The 18,702-nt window shown below is 38.3% G+C and carries 16 protein-coding genes and 1 other annotated feature; of the genes, 2 read left to right on the forward strand and 14 right to left on the reverse strand.

Annotated elements, in window-relative coordinates:
* Positions 1-8: 8 nt before the first annotated feature.
* From EAE93_RS21440 to EAE93_RS21485, 10 genes are all read right to left on the reverse strand, one after another.
* Positions 9-680 carry a hypothetical protein gene (locus tag EAE93_RS21440; RefSeq protein ID WP_214040531.1) on the reverse strand — a complete coding sequence of 224 codons (672 nt, stop codon included), beginning with the start codon at positions 678-680 and terminating at the stop codon, positions 9-11.
* A 5-nt stretch (positions 681-685) separates the two neighbouring features.
* Positions 686-1,792, reverse strand: coding sequence for an AAA family ATPase (locus tag EAE93_RS21445; RefSeq protein WP_214040532.1), 1,107 nt, complete (start codon positions 1,790-1,792; stop codon positions 686-688).
* 490 nt (positions 1,793-2,282) lie between these two features.
* Positions 2,283-2,837: a chorismate mutase gene (locus EAE93_RS21450; RefSeq protein ID WP_214040533.1), complete on the reverse strand. Its 555-nt coding sequence runs from the start codon at positions 2,835-2,837 to the stop codon at positions 2,283-2,285.
* A 97-nt stretch (positions 2,838-2,934) separates the two neighbouring features.
* The gene (locus tag EAE93_RS21455) at positions 2,935-3,525 is read right to left on the reverse strand and encodes a hypothetical protein (protein ID WP_214040534.1); all 591 of its coding nucleotides are present in this window, start codon (positions 3,523-3,525) and stop codon (positions 2,935-2,937) included.
* A gap of 267 nt (positions 3,526-3,792) precedes the next feature.
* Complete coding sequence (locus tag EAE93_RS21460; RefSeq protein ID WP_214040535.1) at positions 3,793-4,575, reverse strand: class I SAM-dependent methyltransferase; 783 nt, start codon at positions 4,573-4,575, stop codon at positions 3,793-3,795.
* Between the two features lie 116 nt (positions 4,576-4,691).
* Positions 4,692-5,285 (reverse strand): molybdopterin adenylyltransferase, encoded by a 594-nt coding sequence (gene mog / locus EAE93_RS21465; protein WP_214040536.1) that lies wholly within the window; start codon positions 5,283-5,285, stop codon positions 4,692-4,694.
* Between the two features lie 91 nt (positions 5,286-5,376).
* The gene (gene tal, locus EAE93_RS21470; protein ID WP_105398578.1) at positions 5,377-6,330 is read right to left on the reverse strand and encodes a transaldolase; all 954 of its coding nucleotides are present in this window, start codon (positions 6,328-6,330) and stop codon (positions 5,377-5,379) included.
* A 134-nt stretch (positions 6,331-6,464) separates the two neighbouring features.
* Positions 6,465-7,865, reverse strand: a complete 1,401-nt coding sequence (locus tag EAE93_RS21475; protein WP_214040537.1) for a hypothetical protein — start codon at positions 7,863-7,865, stop codon at positions 6,465-6,467.
* A 36-nt stretch (positions 7,866-7,901) separates the two neighbouring features.
* Positions 7,902-8,972 carry a hypothetical protein gene (locus tag EAE93_RS21480; RefSeq protein ID WP_214040538.1) on the reverse strand — a complete coding sequence of 357 codons (1,071 nt, stop codon included), beginning with the start codon at positions 8,970-8,972 and terminating at the stop codon, positions 7,902-7,904.
* 371 nt (positions 8,973-9,343) lie between these two features.
* A complete protein-coding gene (locus EAE93_RS21485; RefSeq protein ID WP_110085965.1) occupies positions 9,344-10,555 on the reverse strand; it encodes an MFS transporter in 1,212 nt (403 codons plus the stop codon).
* A 379-nt stretch (positions 10,556-10,934) separates the two neighbouring features.
* On the opposite strand from EAE93_RS21485, the gene yaaA reads away from it, so the two are divergent.
* Positions 10,935-11,711, forward strand: coding sequence for a peroxide stress protein YaaA (yaaA, locus tag EAE93_RS21490; protein WP_110085966.1), 777 nt, complete (start codon positions 10,935-10,937; stop codon positions 11,709-11,711).
* A gap of 56 nt (positions 11,712-11,767) precedes the next feature.
* Here the strand turns inward: yaaA and thrC are convergent, their stop codons facing one another.
* From thrC to thrA, 3 genes are read right to left on the reverse strand one after another with little or no spacing between them, the layout of a single operon-like run.
* Positions 11,768-13,060 (reverse strand): threonine synthase, encoded by a 1,293-nt coding sequence (gene thrC, locus EAE93_RS21495; protein WP_214040539.1) that lies wholly within the window; start codon positions 13,058-13,060, stop codon positions 11,768-11,770.
* 3 nt (positions 13,061-13,063) lie between these two features.
* The gene (gene thrB / locus EAE93_RS21500; protein ID WP_415186303.1) at positions 13,064-13,993 is read right to left on the reverse strand and encodes a homoserine kinase; all 930 of its coding nucleotides are present in this window, start codon (positions 13,991-13,993) and stop codon (positions 13,064-13,066) included.
* A 2-nt stretch (positions 13,994-13,995) separates the two neighbouring features.
* The gene (gene thrA, locus EAE93_RS21505; RefSeq protein WP_110085991.1) at positions 13,996-16,455 is read right to left on the reverse strand and encodes a bifunctional aspartate kinase/homoserine dehydrogenase I; all 2,460 of its coding nucleotides are present in this window, start codon (positions 16,453-16,455) and stop codon (positions 13,996-13,998) included.
* 25 nt (positions 16,456-16,480) lie between these two features.
* Positions 16,481-16,600, reverse strand: a sequence feature (Thr leader region).
* 664 nt (positions 16,601-17,264) lie between these two features.
* Between thrA and arcA the strand changes: the two genes are divergently transcribed.
* Positions 17,265-17,981 (forward strand): two-component system response regulator ArcA, encoded by a 717-nt coding sequence (arcA, locus tag EAE93_RS21510; protein WP_036777051.1) that lies wholly within the window; start codon positions 17,265-17,267, stop codon positions 17,979-17,981.
* 73 nt (positions 17,982-18,054) lie between these two features.
* On the opposite strand, the gene creA is transcribed toward arcA, so the two are convergent.
* On the reverse strand, positions 18,055-18,540 hold the full coding sequence (gene creA / locus EAE93_RS21515) for a protein CreA (RefSeq protein WP_036777052.1): 486 nt from the start codon (positions 18,538-18,540) through the stop codon (positions 18,055-18,057).
* Between the last annotated feature and the right edge of the window lie 162 nt (positions 18,541-18,702).

The raw sequence follows: 18,702 nt of genomic DNA on the forward strand, positions 1-18,702 counted from the left end.
GCAGCAAATTAAGTATAAGAAAGAAACGAATGCGAGCCTGGATGAAAACGCAATTTCTGGAACAAGTCGTACAAGCAGGATTTTCTAATCTGAATAATATTTAAGCATTCATGCGGTTGCCCTGGTTCTTTCTTAACAGATACTCTTGCTTTTTTATCATGGAATGGTAAAACCCAAACATTGAACTGCTTTTCTACATCATCGAACGCTTCAAAAACAGCTTTTGCCTTTCTTCCTCTTAATACTTGATTTTTATCAAAACCAATAATACTTTCAAGACGAGAAATATCGACTTTAATTCGACCATTTTTCGCTCTTTCTATTTTCTCAATCAAACTAGAGATTTTATAACCTGATATTTCGACTAAGTATCCATCAAAAGCCGGAGCAACTATTCTTGTTAAATCATCTGTTTCAAATAAATCATCAGGGATCCAAGATGGTGCAAGAGAATCATCAAACATTTTAGCTAATAGATGAATTTTACCTGAATGGGAAACAATACCATCATCTTCGCTAATGTGTCTAAGCTCTTTCGATAGCTTCTTTTTTTGAGCATCTAATCGCTCCCAAATTATATCTTTAGAGTTTTTTCCGCCACCACTCACTGTATTGGGAACTGGCTTATCTAAAAAAGATAATACAGGATTTAATAAAGGACTTCTAACACCCTCAGCCATAATTCCTACTCCTTGAGATAGCTTGAAATTGTCTGTCTACTTAGTTTCAAAAAACTACCGATTTCAGCCTGAGTAAACAATTTAGTTTCGGAAAGCAAATTAACGATGCTTTTTTTATTATCCGAACTCAACCCTTCTCTGTAAGGTATAATCGAGTTATGTGAATCACCCTCAATTATTGCTTGAATGACCGTTATAATATCAATACCCGAATTAGTCAAAATTGCCTGTCTTCTCGCTGCTATTGCTATAGTTTCAATATCTGCTCCGCTTAATCCATCTGATATTATAGATAGTGCTTTTAACTCCTTTGATATACCCTTGTCTTGGAACAGGAAATGATTCCAAAGAGACTCCCTAACTTCAAGGTCTGGCATACCAAAGCGAATTTTATATGGAAAACGTCGCCAAATCGCGGGGTCTAAAAGATCTGCGTGGTTAGTTGCCGCAATTACTACTGCGCTATCATCCAGTGAATCTAAACCTTGTATCAAAGTATTCACAACACGTTTAAGCTCACCTATTTCGTGCCGATCATCACGTATCTTGGCAACCGCATCAACCTCATCTAATAACAATATGCCATTTCTAGAAGGTACATAATCAAAAACTTGCCTTAAATTCTTAGCTGTATCACCCAATAATGATGATATTACTGAATCTAATCTGACAACGAATAACGGCCTATTTAGTTGAGAAGCAACATGACCAGCAATCAATGTCTTACCGGTACCCGGTGGGCCTGATAACAGTAACCCCAATCTGCCTGATAACCCATTTTCAATTAGTTTTTTTTGATGCTTAACACTTTCAATAAAAGCATTAAAAGTAATACTTTCAGACTCGCCCAAAAAAATAGGGGTCACTGACCACTGGTGCTCCTCAATTAGAGGCATTCTTGATTTAGGGTCAACAGGTAAACTATCACTATATCCCGAACTACGAAGTGGAACTCCCTTACGTCTTACTATGGATTTAATTTTTTTGGCAACATCCATATCATCGGCACTGATGGATTTAGCTATTCTATTACTGACACTTCTAACTTCTGTATAATTAGCATCCAAAGACGCTTCTATGAGGGCAACAATGTCCTCAGCAACGATATTCATAACCAACCCCTTAAATATAATGACAATCAAAAATGATTTTTTGTCATGTCAATATGCATGAATGTCATGAATAATGTCGATTTTGTCAACCTAAAAAACAAATTATCGCCACAATTACAGGTAGGAGTTAAGGAAAAAGTTTAGTCTTTAGGTTCGGTTTTGTCAGCACACTGGCTTTTACGCTGTATACGTCAAATTTAACTTCCGAGGAGTTACCATCAATAAGATATAAGGCGCAAGTTCGCCCGTAGGGGATTACTTTTAACATATGACGTTCAGTGAAAAACTATAAGGCCGCTTTAATCTGAGAGGTATCAAGCCCTGTACAACATTATCAGTGTCTCGTGCATCGGGCAGGGTTATCTGTATGCCGAAACAGATTGTTGCTGTACGTACTACTGGTAGCTTGAAAAACCGTAAAGCAAATCTAGTTCCAAAGGCTCACTTCAAAAAGACCGCCTTTTCTTGCTAAAGAGCGAGGGACTGTGATTTATTTTAATTTCACTTTCTCAAGCGCCGCAAAAATTTGCTGCTTATCTGAATCTTTTAAGTTATGTTGTTGAATATTCTTCATAAACATTTCTTTGTCAGAAACGCTTATTTTCTCTCCGGCTTTGAGTAAGATCGCAATTTGTTGGAAGATTTCCGTATTCAACCCACTAATTTTAATCCGAACATCATCTAGCGACTTCGATTGCCAACCATTTTCAGGAACTGACAACCAATCAGCTCGATAACGATATTGAATCGCCTTTGCAGCATCCATCTGAATTATAATGAACGGCCTAACTGATTCTCCGCTTAACCCGAATGATTCAGCCTCACTTATTGATTTAGCAAGAACCTTATCTTCTTGAGCCAAAACCTCAACAGGTAAATGATTTTCAGCCTTGTATCCCGCTACGTCTTTCATGTAAGAAAGGCGCTGATTAATCAACTGAGCTACCGTCGTCTTTGCCTCCATTGCTAACGTCACCGTTGGCGCCATTGCGCTCATAATCAATGCCAAACCAGCAATAAAGCCAATCCTTATATTTTTGACCATTCCATTTTTTCACCTCAGGGTTTATTCCAGATAAAAAATTCGCATGCCAAGTAAATTTTTTACTAAAGTTAATTGTCCTTCGAAAAAAGACCATCATTTACAAAATATTTTTTAGAAAAGGAAAGTCTTTCTCATACGCTATACAAACTCTTTTATATATATTTTCATCTCCTTCACTATGAGACCCAAGTGTTAAACAATAGTTTTCACCATTATATTTTTGAAAAACAATCCATTCTCCAGTCATATTTTTTATTTCAATCTTTTCATTATACGCACCGACAGTTAACTGATGGCATATATATTTAAATAAATCGTCATCGGCATATCCTGAATTATTTTTATTAAATCCCTCATCTACTACTTTATATATATAATCATCACCATTCAATTTATTTATAATATTTTTTAAAATAAACCTCGCATCAGTAAAATGAACTTTCATCAGCCCTTTTAATGGATTATATCTAAATTCACTCTCATTTTTAATGGACGAGTTTTTTCTTATCCCCTCCAGGGATTCAATTTTATTTGTAATATTAAAAACATTTATGATTCTTCCGTAATATAATTGCATAATTTGGGCAATAAATACAGAACTTATGCGTGATAAATCAACATAACAAAATCCTGGCAAACTATTAGCAAAAGCTAATAATTCACTTCTAGATAAAGACACATTTATCATTATTCCACCTAATTAATCTATTCATAAGTTAGTATTTTAATTCTCACTTTATTTTTATAGAGACAATCTCCAATCAAAAAAATTCTCACCTAATTACTATAATACTTAGTAATTCAAATGAATAGATATCCATATGTTGAATGTTTGTCACGTTGATCTTAAAACACTTTTATATAATCGGATATCAAACTAATTACTTCCCTCATTGTTTGTAATATTTTTCCTCCATATTATCTCTATTTTCAGTATATAGTAAAAACTCTTCATCTATTTATAACTCCTTGATTTACGCGCGATGACTGCCCAGACACGATGAGGTATAAGCAAAGGCTCTTGAGGAAAGTTCTTTACGAGTAATTCCTGATGTTCTTCATCAAATTTATGAACACTTTCTTTATTTAAACTAGCAGAAACACCTGCGCTAGCTCTAATACGCCCACACCAACCTTCATGGGTATACGGAATCTCTAAATCAAAACTAAAAGTCTCTATACTAACAAAACCACTTTTGGCTAAATCTTCCAACCAGCGTGGATAAATTCCTGACCCACCAGACATATTCCATTTCGAATTATGCTTTAATATTAAGTTCTCTGTAGCTTCTACAACATTACCCAGCAAAGGGAGCCAATCGAAATGACAAATTACCATAGTGCCGCCATTACGAAGGACTCGAAAACATTCACTACCTGCTTGCTCTGGATTAAACCAATGCCAACATTGACCAGCGATGATAACATCTTGAGTCTCATTTTGTAACGGAATGTCTTCTGCCTTTCCTAGCTTATAATCTACAAAAACCTTTGCCTTAATATCTAAAGCCCTAGCCTGTTTCAGTAATGGTTCAGCGATGTCCATTCCTGTTACTTCAGCGCCTACTTGCGCTAATTGCCTGGCTAAAGTCCCTGTTCCTGTTCCAAGGTCCAAAATTCTTTGACCAACTATTCCAACCCCATAGGGTTTAAGGCGAACCAACAGAGCAGGAGGAAATCCCTCACGATGTATTGCATAATCCAGTACTGTTTTCCCGAAATCAATTTCAGTATCCATTGAACTTTCCCACTAATTTTTTAAGTATTAATAGTTGGAACAATTTTCTTTCTATTCCAGCTTGTCACTGTGATGTGTAATACCGCCCATTATTAGTGGGCACATTCAGGGAGCAATTAATTCGATAAGCTCATGCAGCGCCGAGCACTTTTCGGCCTAAAAGCCGCGACTACCTTATCATCAGTCTCCACATACGGGCCATCCAGCAATTGGATACAATATGGCACACTGGCAAAAATGCCGGATACCAGAACTTTGCCGTTTTCGTCTTTCAAGCCTTCCAACGTTTCTGCGATTGCTTTTGGCTGCCCCGGCAAGTTCAAAATCAGCGCCTGTTTGCGGATCACACCAACCTGACGGGATAAAATTGCCGTTGGAACAAATTTCAAACTAATCTGACGCATCTGTTCGCCATAACCCGGCATTTCACGGTCTGCAACCGCTAATGTGGCATCAGGCGTCACATCTCGGCGGGCCGGGCCGGTTCCACCGGTGGTTAAAACCAGATGACAGCCGATTTCATCCACCAATTCACACAAGGTTTGTTCAATGATGATCTGCTCATCGGGGATCAAACGAGTCTCTATCTGAAAAGGGGTGGTAATCGCCCTTTTTAGCCACTCCTCCAATGACGGAATCCCTTTGTCCTGATAAATACCGCTTGATGCACGATCAGAGACGGATACCAAGCCAATGCGCAATTCATTCATATAAACCTCAATTAACACAATTAAACTAAATAGCAAAAAGGCGGCCAATTATGCCGCCTTTAACGCTAAAAGAATAGTTTATCGCCTATCATTACAGCAGATCAGCGATCATCTTCTCAAGTTTGCCCTGATCAATAGCAAATTTACGGATACCGTCCGCCAGTTTTTCTGTCGCCATTGCATCTTGATGATGTTCCCAGTAGAACTGAGCCTCATTCAATGGCTCTGGACGCACTTTAATTTCACCGGTATAACCCAGTTTACGTTCAACTTCACCCTGAGCTTCGGACAGCTCTTTCAACAGCGCAGGCGCAATAGTCAAACGGTCACAACCCGCCAATTCCAATATTTCACCGGAATTACGGAAACTTGCTCCCATAACCACAGTGTTATAACCATGTTGTTTATAGTATTGGTAGATTTCAGTCACAGAAATGACGCCCGGATCTTCGTGTGGAGCGAACTCTTTCTGCTCGCTGTTCGCTTTATGCCAGTCAAGGATACGGCCAACAAATGGTGAAATCAGATAAACCCCGGCTTCCGCACAAGCACGCGCCTGAGCAAAGGAGAACAGTAGTGTCAGGTTACAGTTAATCCCTTCTTTTTCTAACTGTTCAGCCGCGCGGATACCCTGCCAGGTTGAAGCCAATTTGATCAGAATCCGATCATTGCTGATACCGGCCTCGTTATACAGCTTAATCAGGCGTTTAGCTTTGGCAACACTGCGTTCAGTGTCATAAGACAGACGGGCATCAACTTCTGTCGAAATACGGCCAGGGATCAGTTTGAGAATTTCCAAGCCAATATTTACCGCCAATTTATCACTAGCATCCACAATCTGCTGCTCGCGGGAATCGCTCTGTTCGCGCGCCCACGCAATTGCTTCATCAATTAGTTTACGGTATTCAGGAATCTGTGCCGCGTTAAGGATCAGAGATGGGTTAGTTGTCGCATCTTGTGGCTGATAAAGTTTCATCGCCGCAATATCCCCGGTATCTGCTACTACTGTTGTCAGTTTACGCAGGGAGGTTAGTTTATCGGTCATTTTGTCATATCTCATCGTTATGCGTGAAATTGTGGCATTGTTCTTGAGCCATCCACTGATAATAACACGGTAAGACCTTGCTGCAAGGCGGTAAAAACGATCACTCGCAGTCACTCACTCTGTAGTCAATCTCTTCATACCACTTCGCTAATGTCCAATATTGAACCAATCGTTTCCATGTGTGAGACAACGATTATTTTCTTATTTTTATCAATTCTATTTATTAATTTCCTACAATCAAACTCATCAAATATAATTACCTCTGAATCCGAGTTATTGAGATAATCTAAAAATCTATCATTTGCTAAATAGGAATCAAAATTATGGTCTACATATATGTATCCTTTTATTTCAGATAATTTCTTAAGAAAACAGGTCTTACCACTGCCATTATTCCCTACTAATTGTATAATTCTATCTTTTTTCAAACTTTGCTCTAAAATTAATAATTTAGAAGATAAGTTTATTTCTTTATAATAAACATTGTCGTGCTCAGTTATCCTTTTAATAGATACAGTTTCTGACAAATATCCAAATATAGCGAAATAAAAAATGACGATTCTATTATCTAAGTTTATAGCAGCCGTCATATTATCTGATTCAAAATTGGGATATAAAGAATAAAAAATTATCAAACTAGATATTACAAGACCTAATATAGAAGCCAAAGAATTAATTAAATATCGTTGTGATGCTACGGTATATAAACTACGTATTCCAGATAAAATAGCGTCACGACAAAAACGGTTAGCCGGACCACATTGAGGTAGTTTTTTAATATAAGAAAAGCGAATTGATAAAGCATGTAACTCTTTATAGTGTTTATTTCTATTATCCTTGTATATAGGATACAATAAATAAACGCTAGTAAGAAATATAAACATGGCACCAAACACAATCATAAAATTGTCAGAATTAAGAAATAAAAATACAGTACCGACAAATATCGAACCAAACCAGAAAACATCCTTGGCATACATGGTAAATCTATTTATTATTACATTGTATTCATGCTTAAATAAATTGAAACCTTCCACTCTAAAGTTACTTTTAATAGAGTTATATATGTCTTGCCTTGCTCTTTTTCTTATCTTAAACTCTATTAAATATGATCCCACAATCAATGAAATCATACCTAATAGAGATACAGATATTATCTTATAGGTTTCACTATCATATTCATTGTATGTCACTCTTCCTAACTCGAATAACGAAAGACTAGCAATGAACAAGAGTATAATTCCAATTACAGAGTTATAACTAAAAATATATAGAAGTTGAGCAGTTTTTGATTTATTAATCTTACAATTTCCTGCTAATATAACTCCATTATCTGACGTCGACTTTATAGGTTTATTTTTTATTTCCAACTCAATATTATTAATTTCATGAGGAAATAACAATATAACATCAATTTGATACTCTATTTTTATTTTTGAAATTATATCTTTTAAATCAAATAATAATTTAGAATCCCAACCAGTCTTATTTGTATCAAAATAAATATGGCCTTTGTAATTATCAATTATGGCCATATATACACTCCTTACAGCAAAAATAAGATTTAATTGTCATCTTGATAAATCACAAATGTTTGAGCTCATATCAATATATTTATTAATCTGGAAAATTTCATAACTTAATTTATTTAATATACTTCTATTGATTAGCTCTTTTGATAAATATATATTTCCCAGAATAGTTTTCTCAACAAAACTTTGTGTACCATCTAAATCATAATACTCTTCTGGCTTAGAGCGATAATTTTTATATCTACTAATAATTGATAATTTTGCCAGATAGCCATCATAAAATGGCATTAATAATCTAACTAAACCAAGATATTCACTAACCAAAATTAGAGAATATAAAAGAATAAGTAGTTTATCACTATTATCTATTTCCTTACCAATCATAATGAGAAGAATAACAGGAATAACTTTTAAAAATGCATTTGAGGAAATATCTACAGCTCTCCACAATGAATCAATACGTTTTACTGTTTCTTCAATGTTAATAATTCTGTTCAAACTTAAAAGTTTCCCTCCCTGGTATCCAGTTAACAATATAGCAGTCAAGGACTCAAAGTTATCTCCAATAAATCCGTATCTTAATTTCCTTATCTTTGCTAGTTGTTTAGAGAGATAGGCTCGCTTTTTAAATAGAAAAAAGGATAATGGTATCAATATAGAACACAAAGATAATAAACCAACTGTTCCCCCTTCAACATTAATGACCATTAGAATGGAGAGATAAATGAAACAAATTACCTTAGATATAATCAAAACCACACTAGTATCATAGGTGGAATAATTTACAATATCGTGCTCATTCTGCTGAGCCTCTTTTTTACTAGTGAAACAGTTATCAAACATTGAGAGAATATAAGCCTGCTTTTTAGTAATAAGAAATAAACTTAGATTATTAATCATACTCAAAATAGGTCTCAATATTACAATTAAGAAGATAATCAGCCCAACACTCCCTGCCTCTAAACCCTCAGTCAAAGGAAGTGTTATTATGTAAATCAATATAAAAAATGAAAAAAAAGAAGATAATAAATTAATTATTACCTCAACGGGAAATAGAATTAAGGTACTATATTGCTTTGTTATATTATTCTTAATTGAAGAAATGTTCATTTGCTACCTTATTTTTTAATAGCTAAATTAGGTCTTCTTTGCTACCTGCATTACTTATAAAAATTATATTAGATTCTGTAAACTCATTCTTAAAACCTTTATTTTTCTTACTTGTTTAAGTAAACATACTAATTTAGCTGTTTATTACCTACACTTTTCTCCTTCAAAGGACGAATATTTAAATTATTCCAATATCGTTAGTCAATAATAATCTGTCAGATATGAGGCAAATGTCGCATAAATTATGCTTTATATACTTATACTCAAGCAACGACTTTTCTGTGTCGTGAATATTAGAAAAAACACCGAGGGAGATAATTCACTGAATTCAATAAATTGAAACTATTGCCAATAATTTCATTCAAAATGAATTACTTTAATGTTAGTTTACTCTCAACGTCAGCGCTTATTTTCTTTGCAACAAAAACTGAACTCAAAGAACACATTGCAAAAAAGACAAATAAAACACTACTTCCTAGCAAAGGGATTAACCATATTATTATAATACCAAAGGCTGACTGGTAACTTCTTGAAATTGCATCCGAAGACGATATTATTTTCGCAAAATATTTTTCTGGCGTCAGCTCTTGCCCTGATGTATAGAGAGATATCCTTAAAAAAGAGAGTCCGACAAAAATAAGCATAGTGCCTAATGTATAGTATAATAGGACAATTCTTGACAAAGGCATAGCCCAAAAAATAGATCCAACAGCAATCAAAAGAGAGCCAAGAAAGAAAGATTTTTTTAATTTACTTATATTAAAATAACAACCAGATAAATAAGATCCAAATAACATTGAAATAGAAGCTAAAAAGGAAAAATAAGCAACCAAATCAGAAAAAGAAAACGAATATAATCCACTAAATAAAGAGACAATTGTTGTATAGTTAGAAGTCATTATATAGGTTGAAATCACTTGGTATGACACCATTGCAGTTAAAATACTTATCCTGAACAATAATATATTTCTCTGGGTATTATTCTTGATAATATATTCCAACCCACCATATTTCATAGAAATATCTTTTTCCTTTATTTTAGTTCCCCAATCACTGATAAAGAAGAGAAATATAATTGATAAAATAAAACACATTGATTCAATAAGAAACAAGGATCGTATTGACATCATATTTATCAAAAAACCGGCTATCAATGGAGAAGATATAGAGAGTAACCCATAATAGAATTGTTGCTTTGATATAAAAGCAACTCTTTCTTCTGAGCTGACAAATACCTGGTATGCCGCTGACCTTATCGATATATTTAAACCTGAAAAAAATGACAGCAGGAAAGATATGAAAAATAATAAATATATATTATTCACAAATACAGCAAGGAATATTGTTACTGCCCGAAATAAATCCGAAGAAATACAAATAGCCCGCATATTAAACCGAGCCGTTAACCCGCCAATAACCACAAAAACTAATATACTCGCCATTAGCCTCACAGATACCATTAAAGACGTATCTATCTCCGACTTGGTAATTGAATATACAAGTGAAAGAAGCGCTATTTCACTTATTCCTGTACCAAAGATAGATATTATATCAGAGGATAATAGCTTGTTTTTATTCTCCATGTTTTACCCCATTTATACATTTTTACCCATTCGATTCCAATCAAATAAGAAACTGGTAATATTGTACACTTTCTTACTTTTAGCATAATTACGCTATTAAAATCCAAGAAAAATCGATCAAATTAACAAAAATTAACATTTAAACAATCAAGAAAACTTTATTTATGTTTATATATAAAATTAAATTAAAATATACCATGATAAATTATTTAAATATTATTCTCATTAAAGGTAATATCGGTCAATAAAATGGAGTGTAAAATTATCAGTTTGTTACCCCATAGATATTAAATACACAGTTTCCGCTATCATTGTTACTCATTCTTTATTATCCTATCTTTTGTTAAATTAACTTAATCTGAACAATCTGGACAATATTATGCTTATTACTATTTCACCTGCAAAAACCCTTGATTATGAAAGCCCGCTTACCACGGAAAAATATAGTCAGCCAGCATTACTCGACCAGTCAGAACAGCTAATTAGCATTTGCCGTAAACTAACGCCTACCCAAATTGCGAGTTTGATGAGTATCAGCGATAAACTTGCCGGCCTGAATGCCGCTCGTTTTGGTGAATGGCATGCTGATTTCACGCCAGAAAGTGCCCGTCAGGCTATCCTGGCATTTAAAGGCGATGTTTATACCGGTATGCAGGCTGAATCTTTCTCCGATAAGGATTTTGATTTTGCTCAGAATCATCTGCGTATCCTGTCTGGCCTTTACGGTGTACTTCGTCCGTTGGATCTGATGCAGCCTTACCGGCTGGAAATGGGGATCAAGCTGGAAAATAAACGTGGTAAAGATCTCTACGCTTTCTGGGGAGATTTGATCACGGAAAAGCTCAATGAGGCGCTGGAACAACAAGGTGATAATGTGTTGGTTAATTTGGCTTCCGATGAATATTTCAAATCCGTGAATACGAAAAAGCTAGCCGGTAAAATTATTAAACCCGTATTTCTTGATGAGAAAAACGGTAAATATAAGATCATTAGCTTCTATGCGAAAAAAGCCCGTGGGCTAATGAGCCGGTTTATTATTCAGAATCAGTTAACCCAAACTGACCGTCTGGTGGAGTTTAATCTGGATGGTTACGCCTTTGATGAGTCACTGTCCAAAGGAAATGAACTGGTATTTAAACGCCCTGAACAACATTAAGGATTTTATTATCAGCCATAAACGCCGCATGATTTGTGCGGCGCCTACTCTCATTGCTATTTAAGCACTCTTTCCATCAGGAAAGTACGTAATTCAGCAAAATTTGCCGGCAAATGATGGGATAATAAGCTTAAATCAGCCCGTTCCGCCAAAGCTTTAGGCAATGGTAATTCCTCACCCAGAATCTGTTCCACGCTCTCTTTAAATTTCGCTGGATGCGCCGTACCGAGAAATAACCCGTATTCACCGTCTTGTAATTGATCACGCAGAATACGATAAGCAACCGCGGCATGAGGTTCAGAGATGTAACCCAGTTTAGCCAGCGCCTTAATCGTCTCTTTTGTCACGTCATCACAGACTACGCCATATCCCAATTCACTTAACGACCAAGATTGACGACGAAATAGCTCTTCAATACGTGGCCAATTGTTTGGCTGGCTCACATCCATTGCGTTGGAAAGCGTGGCAACCGTCTGGTGAGGCAGCCATTTTCCATCCTCTAGATAACGTGGAACCGTATCGTTAACATTAGTGGCAGCGATAAAGCGTTTTACCGGCAATCCCATCGATTTTGCCAATAAACCCGCGGTCAAATCACCAAAATTCCCACTCGGTACAGAGATAACCAGTTGTTCACGTTTATCTTCTGGTAGCTGAGCAACCGCTTCAAAGTAGTAGCAAATTTGTGCTAACAAGCGGCTGATGTTAATTGAGTTGGCTGAATTGAGATACAGAGCTTGTTTCAACTCCTGATCATCAAACGCCTGTTTAACCAACGCTTGGCAATCATCGAAATCGCCATCAATTGCCACCGTGTGAATATTACCGCCCAAGGTACAGAACAGTTTTTCCTGTAACGGGCTGATTTTGCCCTGTGGATAGAGGATCACCACTTGTACATTATTCAATCCATAAAAGGCGTGCGCTACTGCGGCCCCCGTATCGCCGGAAGTCGCCGTCAGGATAGTTACTGGCTGCTCACCAGCAACTTGTGCCAGTATTTGCGCCATGAAACGACCGCCAAAATCCTTAAATGCCAGAGTCGGGCCGTGGAATAATTCCAGTGTTGCAACATCATTTTCCACTTCGGTAACAGGCGCCGGAAAAGTAAAAGCACGCTTAACCCGTGTCGCCAATTGTTCCGGCGGAATTTCATCGCCGATAAACGCTGAGAGGATGCAACCGCTGCGAGTAACAAAATCCAGTTTCAATAGTTGGTCAATTTCTTCCCGACTAAACTCAGGTAAGTCTTGCGGGAAGAAAAGCCCTTGCTGTTTGCCTAACCCCTGTTTGACTGCCTGTGCAAAACTTACCTGCTCGCTGTTGTCTTTCAAGTTATACAGTTTCATCAGTTACCCTATCTGTCGTGCGCCTGCGAGATCCAGACGGCAAATGTGTACAAAACCTTCATCATTCTGAACATAATGCTGTTGCAGCCACTCAACCATTTCTTCTGCGGTCGCCATATCATTACAAATGGAGAACAAGGTCGGGCCAGAACCAGAAATACCACACGCCAATGCTCCTATCCGTTTCGCGGTTTCACGGGCCTTGGCAAAACCCGGTAACAGTTGGGTACGATACGGTTCAGCAACCACATCTTTCATCAATCTGGCTGCTAGATCGGGTTGCCGTGTATGACAAGCATGAATAAAGCCAGCAAGAAAACGGCCATGATCGATAACATCCTGCTTCGAATAGTTCACAGGTAAAATCGCTCTGGCTTCTGCGGTAGAAACTTTAATGCCCGGATAGGCCATCACCCATAACCACTCATCAAACGAAGGTACTGGCTGACAGATGATATCTCCCTGCTCCATAATCAGTTGTAAACCGCCGAGATAACATGGAGCGACATTATCGTAGTGAATACTGCCGGAAATGCGTCCTTCCAGTTCCCCCATCATTGCCAGTAATTGGCTTTCACTAAACGGAAGACCTGCAAATTCATTCAGCGCCATCAAGCCGGCAACAACAGAACAAGCGCTAGAGCCAAGACCAGAGCCAATTGGCATATTTTTTTCCAGCGTCATCGCCACAGGTAATTGTTTACCCAAATGCTGACAGAATAATTGCCAGCATTGATAAACGATGTTGTGCTCCAGTTGTTCAGGTAACCTCCCCACAAACAGCCCTTCATTACGCAAACTAAAGCTCTCCGCTGCCCGGACAGTAACGCAATCACCTAATAAATTACCATCAACCGGAGAGACCGCCGCTCCCAGCACATCAAACCCAACACTGACATTGCCAATAGATGCAGGCGCATAAACTTTAATCACAATTAAACTCCCTGTTTCCAGGACAAAGTACGCAGCATATCTGCGAACACACCTGCGGCAGTAACATCATTACCCGCCCCGTATCCCCGTAGTACCAGCGGTATTGGCTGATAGTAACGCGTGTAGAATGCCAACGCATTTTCGCCATTTTTGACTTTATAAAGTGGATCATTGCCATCTACTGCGGCAATTTTCACCTTACAACGGCCATCTTCAATTATGCCAACATAGCGCAGCACTTTTCCCTGCCCTTTGGCTTCTGCCACACGCTGGCTGAAAACCTGATCAAGAGAGGGTAAACGCTCAAGGAAAGTATCTACGCTGCCACCGTTATCAAAGGAAGCTGGCAGTACAGGCTCCACATCAATATCATCCAGTTCAAGTTCATAACCTGATTCACGAGCGAGGATCAACAACTTACGAGCAACATCCATACCGGACAGATCATCACGCGGATCAGGTTCGGTATAACCCTTCTCTTTCGCCAGTAACGTCGCCTGAGATAGTGACATTCCTTCATCCAGCATACCGAAAATAAAAGAGAGAGAACCGGAAAGAATGCCATTGAACTGAACCAGTTCATCACCCGCATTAAGCAGGTTTTGTAAATTCTCAATAACCGGCAGACCAGCCCCGACGTTAGTGTCATACAGGAATTTGCGTTTAGATTTCTCTGCCGCCTTACGAATCTGGTGATAATAAGCCATCGACGACGTATTGGCTTTTTTATTCGGCGTGACCACATTGAAGCCATCACTCAGGAAACTGGCGTATTGATCGGCAATTTGTTGATTAGAGGTACAATCCACTATCACCGGGTTCAGCAAATGGTACTCTTTCTCCAAACGGATCAGACGACTCAAACTAAAAGGTTCTGTGGCCTCTGATAAACATTGCCACCAATTATCAAGGCAAATGCCTCTCATGTCCGTCAGCATCGCCCGTGAATTAGCAATACCACATACCCTTAAATCGATGTGCTTTTGTTTCAACCAGGTTTGTTGACGACGGATCTGCTCAATTAAAACACTGCCTACACCACCAACGCCGACAACAAAAACTTCGATCACCTGATCGGTATTAAATAACATCTGATGGCACAGACGAACGGCTGTCGTTGCCACTTCATTATCGATAACCGCAGAAATAGAACGTTCAGATGACCCCTGTGCGATGGCAACGATATTGATATTACCGCGCGCCAATGCCGAGAAGAAACGGGCAGAGATACCACGCAAGGTACGCATACCATCGCCAACAACCGAGATAATGGAAAGATTTTCCATCACATCCAAAGGATCAAGTACGCCCTCTTTCAATTCAAGATAGAATTCTTCACTCAGCGCCTGACGCGCACGTTCCAATTCACGTTGAGGCACACAGAAGCTGATACTGTATTCTGAAGATGATTGAGTAATCAGCACAACAGAGATCCCTTTGCGAGACATGACAGCAAATACCCTTGCCGCCATACCCACCATCCCTTTCATGCCAGGGCCTGATACGTTAATCATCGCCATACTGCTCAGGTTAGTAATCCCTTTTACCGGCGTACTTTCATCTTTCTGCCCGTCACCGATAAGTGTTCCCGGCGCATCTGGATTAGCAGTATTCTTAATCAAACACGGGATCTGAAATTGAGCAATCGGAGCAATAGTCCGCGGATGCAACACTTTGGCGCCGAAATAAGAGAGTTCCATCGCTTCCTGATAGGACATGCCTTTTAGTAGCCGCGCATCCGGCACAATTCTGGGATCACAGGTATAAACACCATCCACATCAGTCCAGATTTCGCAACATTTAGCCCGCAAACAAGCCGCCAAAACAGCAGCGGAATAGTCAGAACCATTACGCCCCAGAACAACTAGCTCCCCTTTATCATTTCCGGCCGTAAATCCAGCCATCAGAACAATATGGTCATCAGGAATATTCAGAGAAGAAATACGCTTGGTAGATTCGTTGATATCTACCGTAGATTCAAGGTAATGACCTTGTGCCAACAAATTTTTCACCGGATCAATCACCGTGACTTTATGACCACGCTCCTGCAATACAGACTCCATGATGGCAATAGAGAGTTTTTCACCACGACAAATCAGGGAAGCGTTAATACTGTCCGGGCATTGACCCAGTAACGAAATACCATGCAGAACCTGTTTTAATTGCGCAAGTTCTTGCTCAACCATCATTTTTAACCGTTCATAAGCAAAACCGGGTTGCGCCTGTGCCAATCCCTGTAATAAATCAGCAAAGATCTGCTCAGCATCATGCATATGGGTAATGATCTCTTGCCCGGAGACCGTTTTTTCAATCATCGCCACTAAATGATTGGTAATTTTTGCCGGTGCGGAAAGCACCAATGCAACTCCTCCCTGAGAAAGTTTTTTTTCTGCAATATCGGCAACGCTCAGCACACGTTGGTAATTAGCGACCGAAGTTCCTCCAAATTTAAGCACTCGCATTAACATTTTTCTCCTGATTCCGCGCCAAAAAAAAGCCCGCATCTGATTTGGATGCGGGCTTTTTTCTCTGTTTTATGTATGCGTCAGCCCGCCCCGCAACCTGTGGTTCCGGTGGTGATAATAATTGTGGTTTTCAGGCTGATAGTTTGCATAAGTTCCTGTCTGTCATTTAATGGGTTCGACCCTATATTGGTTAAATGAATCTGTGCACAAAGTCAAACATTTTCTCTAAACAATCTTATTTTTTCGATATTTTTAGTACTGGAATAATTCATCTCATGGTCATCAAGACAAACAAATATTTCTCGTTGAAGCCAATTTTTTAGTTGTTAAATCCATTTTTAACAAAATTAACAATATATTTTATCTTTTCGTAAAAATCAGCTATTTTTGTTCACTGCCAAACTCAAAAGAGATTATTTTCCGTACAAAACCACTCTGTGCGTTAACAGAAATTTGTCATTTGCATGACAGAATACAAGGTATAAAATAACCAATATAAATAATATTAACGTGCTACAATCAATTTTGATGTACGTCAATAAAAGGTAGTTTTTTTAGATGGTAAATGCATTGCAAGCTGTTATATTGCTGTTAATGGACTAACATAACACTGTTTAACCAGTTTTTTGGGTATATACCCACCAAAGGAAAAGCAACTTTTACTTTCAGTGTAAAACATATCAATAAATGTTATTACTGATTTAAGCTATAATTTCAGTGATGACAAATAATAACCAGTAAATATCCTGAGATAAGAGTAGTTTGAATCATTCTGATTTATTTTTAAGCGATTCTAGGTAGCAACCATGCAAACCCCGCACATTTTGATTGTTGAAGACGAAATTGTCACTCGCAATACCCTAAAAAGCATTTTCGAAGCTGAAGGGTACATAGTTTATGAAGCCACTGATGGTTCAGAGATGCACCACATTCTGTCAAACAATGACATTAACTTGGTGATTATGGACATTAACCTTCCAGGCAAAAATGGCTTGTTACTTGCCCGCGAACTGCGTGAGCAAGCAAATGTCGCCCTGATGTTCCTGACCGGCCGTGATAATGAAGTAGACAAAATCCTTGGCTTGGAAATTGGTGCTGATGATTACATCACCAAACCATTTAATCCGCGTGAATTAACTATTCGCGCCCGCAACCTGCTTTCTCGTACCATGAATCTGAGTAATGTCAGCGAGGAACGTCGCCAGGTTGAGAGTTATAAATTCAATGGTTGGGAATTAGATATCAATAGCCGTTCTCTGATCAGCCCGGCGGGAGAGCAGTATAAATTGCCACGTAGCGAGTTCCGCGCCATGCTTCATTTCTGTGAAAATCCAGGCAAAATCCAAACACGCGCAGATTTACTGAGAAAAATGACAGGTCGTGAATTGAAACCTCATGACCGTACCGTTGATGTAACGATTCGTCGCATCCGTAAACATTTCGAATCAACGCCAGATACGATGGAAATTATCGCCACCATTCACGGTGAAGGCTATCGTTTCTGTGGTGATTTGGAAGCATAACTTGAACTGTCAGTGTCAGTAAGCCTCTAAAAATGACAGGATGGGACATCCCTGTGGGACCCCATCCTGCCCCTCAATTTTCTACCGTCTTCCACGGCATAATCGGTACAGCACTGATCGCATTCTTCGGTGAACCGTCGATCATCTTATCGGAATATGTCAGATAGACTAATGCATTACGGTTTGCATCATAGAAGCGGACAACTTGAAGCTTTTTAAACACCAGTGAAGTTCGTTTCTGGAAAACCACCTGACCTTTTTTGCCGCTCTTTTTAATCTTGTCTGCTAGTTCAATCTCCCCAACCTGCTGACAAGAAATCGCCGCATCAGAAGTATCTTCCGCAAGCCCTAAACCCCCTTTTATTCCGCCTGTCTTTGCCCTGCTCAGGTAGCAAGTCACATTTTTAACATCAGGATCATCAAACGCTTCCACGACAATTTTGTGATCAGGCCCGATAAATTTGAAAACAGTGTCTACCGAACCAATCTCTTCTGCCTGAGTCGCCACAGGTATGAACAACAATGTTGTCGTTACTAGTATCTTTATGATTTTTAACATATATAGTCTCGCGCCTTAATTAATTCAGCGTAAAATTTCACCACCAATATACCAAATAGGCGGTAATACCCTCTAATAACAATAATTACTTATTAGAATAATTTCACAAAGTAATGAGTGAAATAATAATACGAATAAGTATCCTATTGTAAATATAAGACT

It is taken from the genome of Photorhabdus akhurstii (assembly GCF_018448925.1).
Classification (GTDB): Bacteria; Pseudomonadota; Gammaproteobacteria; order Enterobacterales; family Enterobacteriaceae; genus Photorhabdus; species Photorhabdus akhurstii.

Excerpts from the sequence above, each read along its gene's own strand:
- EAE93_RS21460 (WP_214040535.1), bottom strand. The coding sequence starts at position 4,575 with ATGGATACTGAAATTGATTTCGGGAAAACAGTACTGGATTATGCAATA.
- EAE93_RS21485 (WP_110085965.1), bottom strand. The coding sequence starts at position 10,555 with ATGGAGAATAAAAACAAGCTATTATCCTCTGATATAATATCTATCTTT.
- EAE93_RS21475 (WP_214040537.1), bottom strand. The coding sequence starts at position 7,865 with ATGGCCATAATTGATAATTACAAAGGCCATATTTATTTTGATACAAAT.
- EAE93_RS21445 (WP_214040532.1), bottom strand. The coding sequence starts at position 1,792 with ATGAATATCGTTGCTGAGGACATTGTTGCCCTCATAGAAGCGTCTTTG.
- mog (WP_214040536.1), bottom strand. The coding sequence starts at position 5,285 with ATGAATGAATTGCGCATTGGCTTGGTATCCGTCTCTGATCGTGCATCA.
- thrA (WP_110085991.1), bottom strand. The coding sequence starts at position 16,455 with ATGCGAGTGCTTAAATTTGGAGGAACTTCGGTCGCTAATTACCAACGT.
- thrC (WP_214040539.1), bottom strand. The coding sequence starts at position 13,060 with ATGAAACTGTATAACTTGAAAGACAACAGCGAGCAGGTAAGTTTTGCA.
- yaaA (WP_110085966.1), top strand. The coding sequence starts at position 10,935 with ATGCTTATTACTATTTCACCTGCAAAAACCCTTGATTATGAAAGCCCG.
- tal (WP_105398578.1), bottom strand. The coding sequence starts at position 6,330 with ATGACCGATAAACTAACCTCCCTGCGTAAACTGACAACAGTAGTAGCA.
- creA (WP_036777052.1), bottom strand. The coding sequence starts at position 18,540 with ATGTTAAAAATCATAAAGATACTAGTAACGACAACATTGTTGTTCATA.
- arcA (WP_036777051.1), top strand. The coding sequence starts at position 17,265 with ATGCAAACCCCGCACATTTTGATTGTTGAAGACGAAATTGTCACTCGC.
- EAE93_RS21440 (WP_214040531.1), bottom strand. The coding sequence starts at position 680 with ATGGCTGAGGGTGTTAGAAGTCCTTTATTAAATCCTGTATTATCTTTT.
- EAE93_RS21450 (WP_214040533.1), bottom strand. The coding sequence starts at position 2,837 with ATGGTCAAAAATATAAGGATTGGCTTTATTGCTGGTTTGGCATTGATT.
- EAE93_RS21480 (WP_214040538.1), bottom strand. The coding sequence starts at position 8,972 with ATGAACATTTCTTCAATTAAGAATAATATAACAAAGCAATATAGTACC.
- EAE93_RS21455 (WP_214040534.1), bottom strand. The coding sequence starts at position 3,525 with ATGATAAATGTGTCTTTATCTAGAAGTGAATTATTAGCTTTTGCTAAT.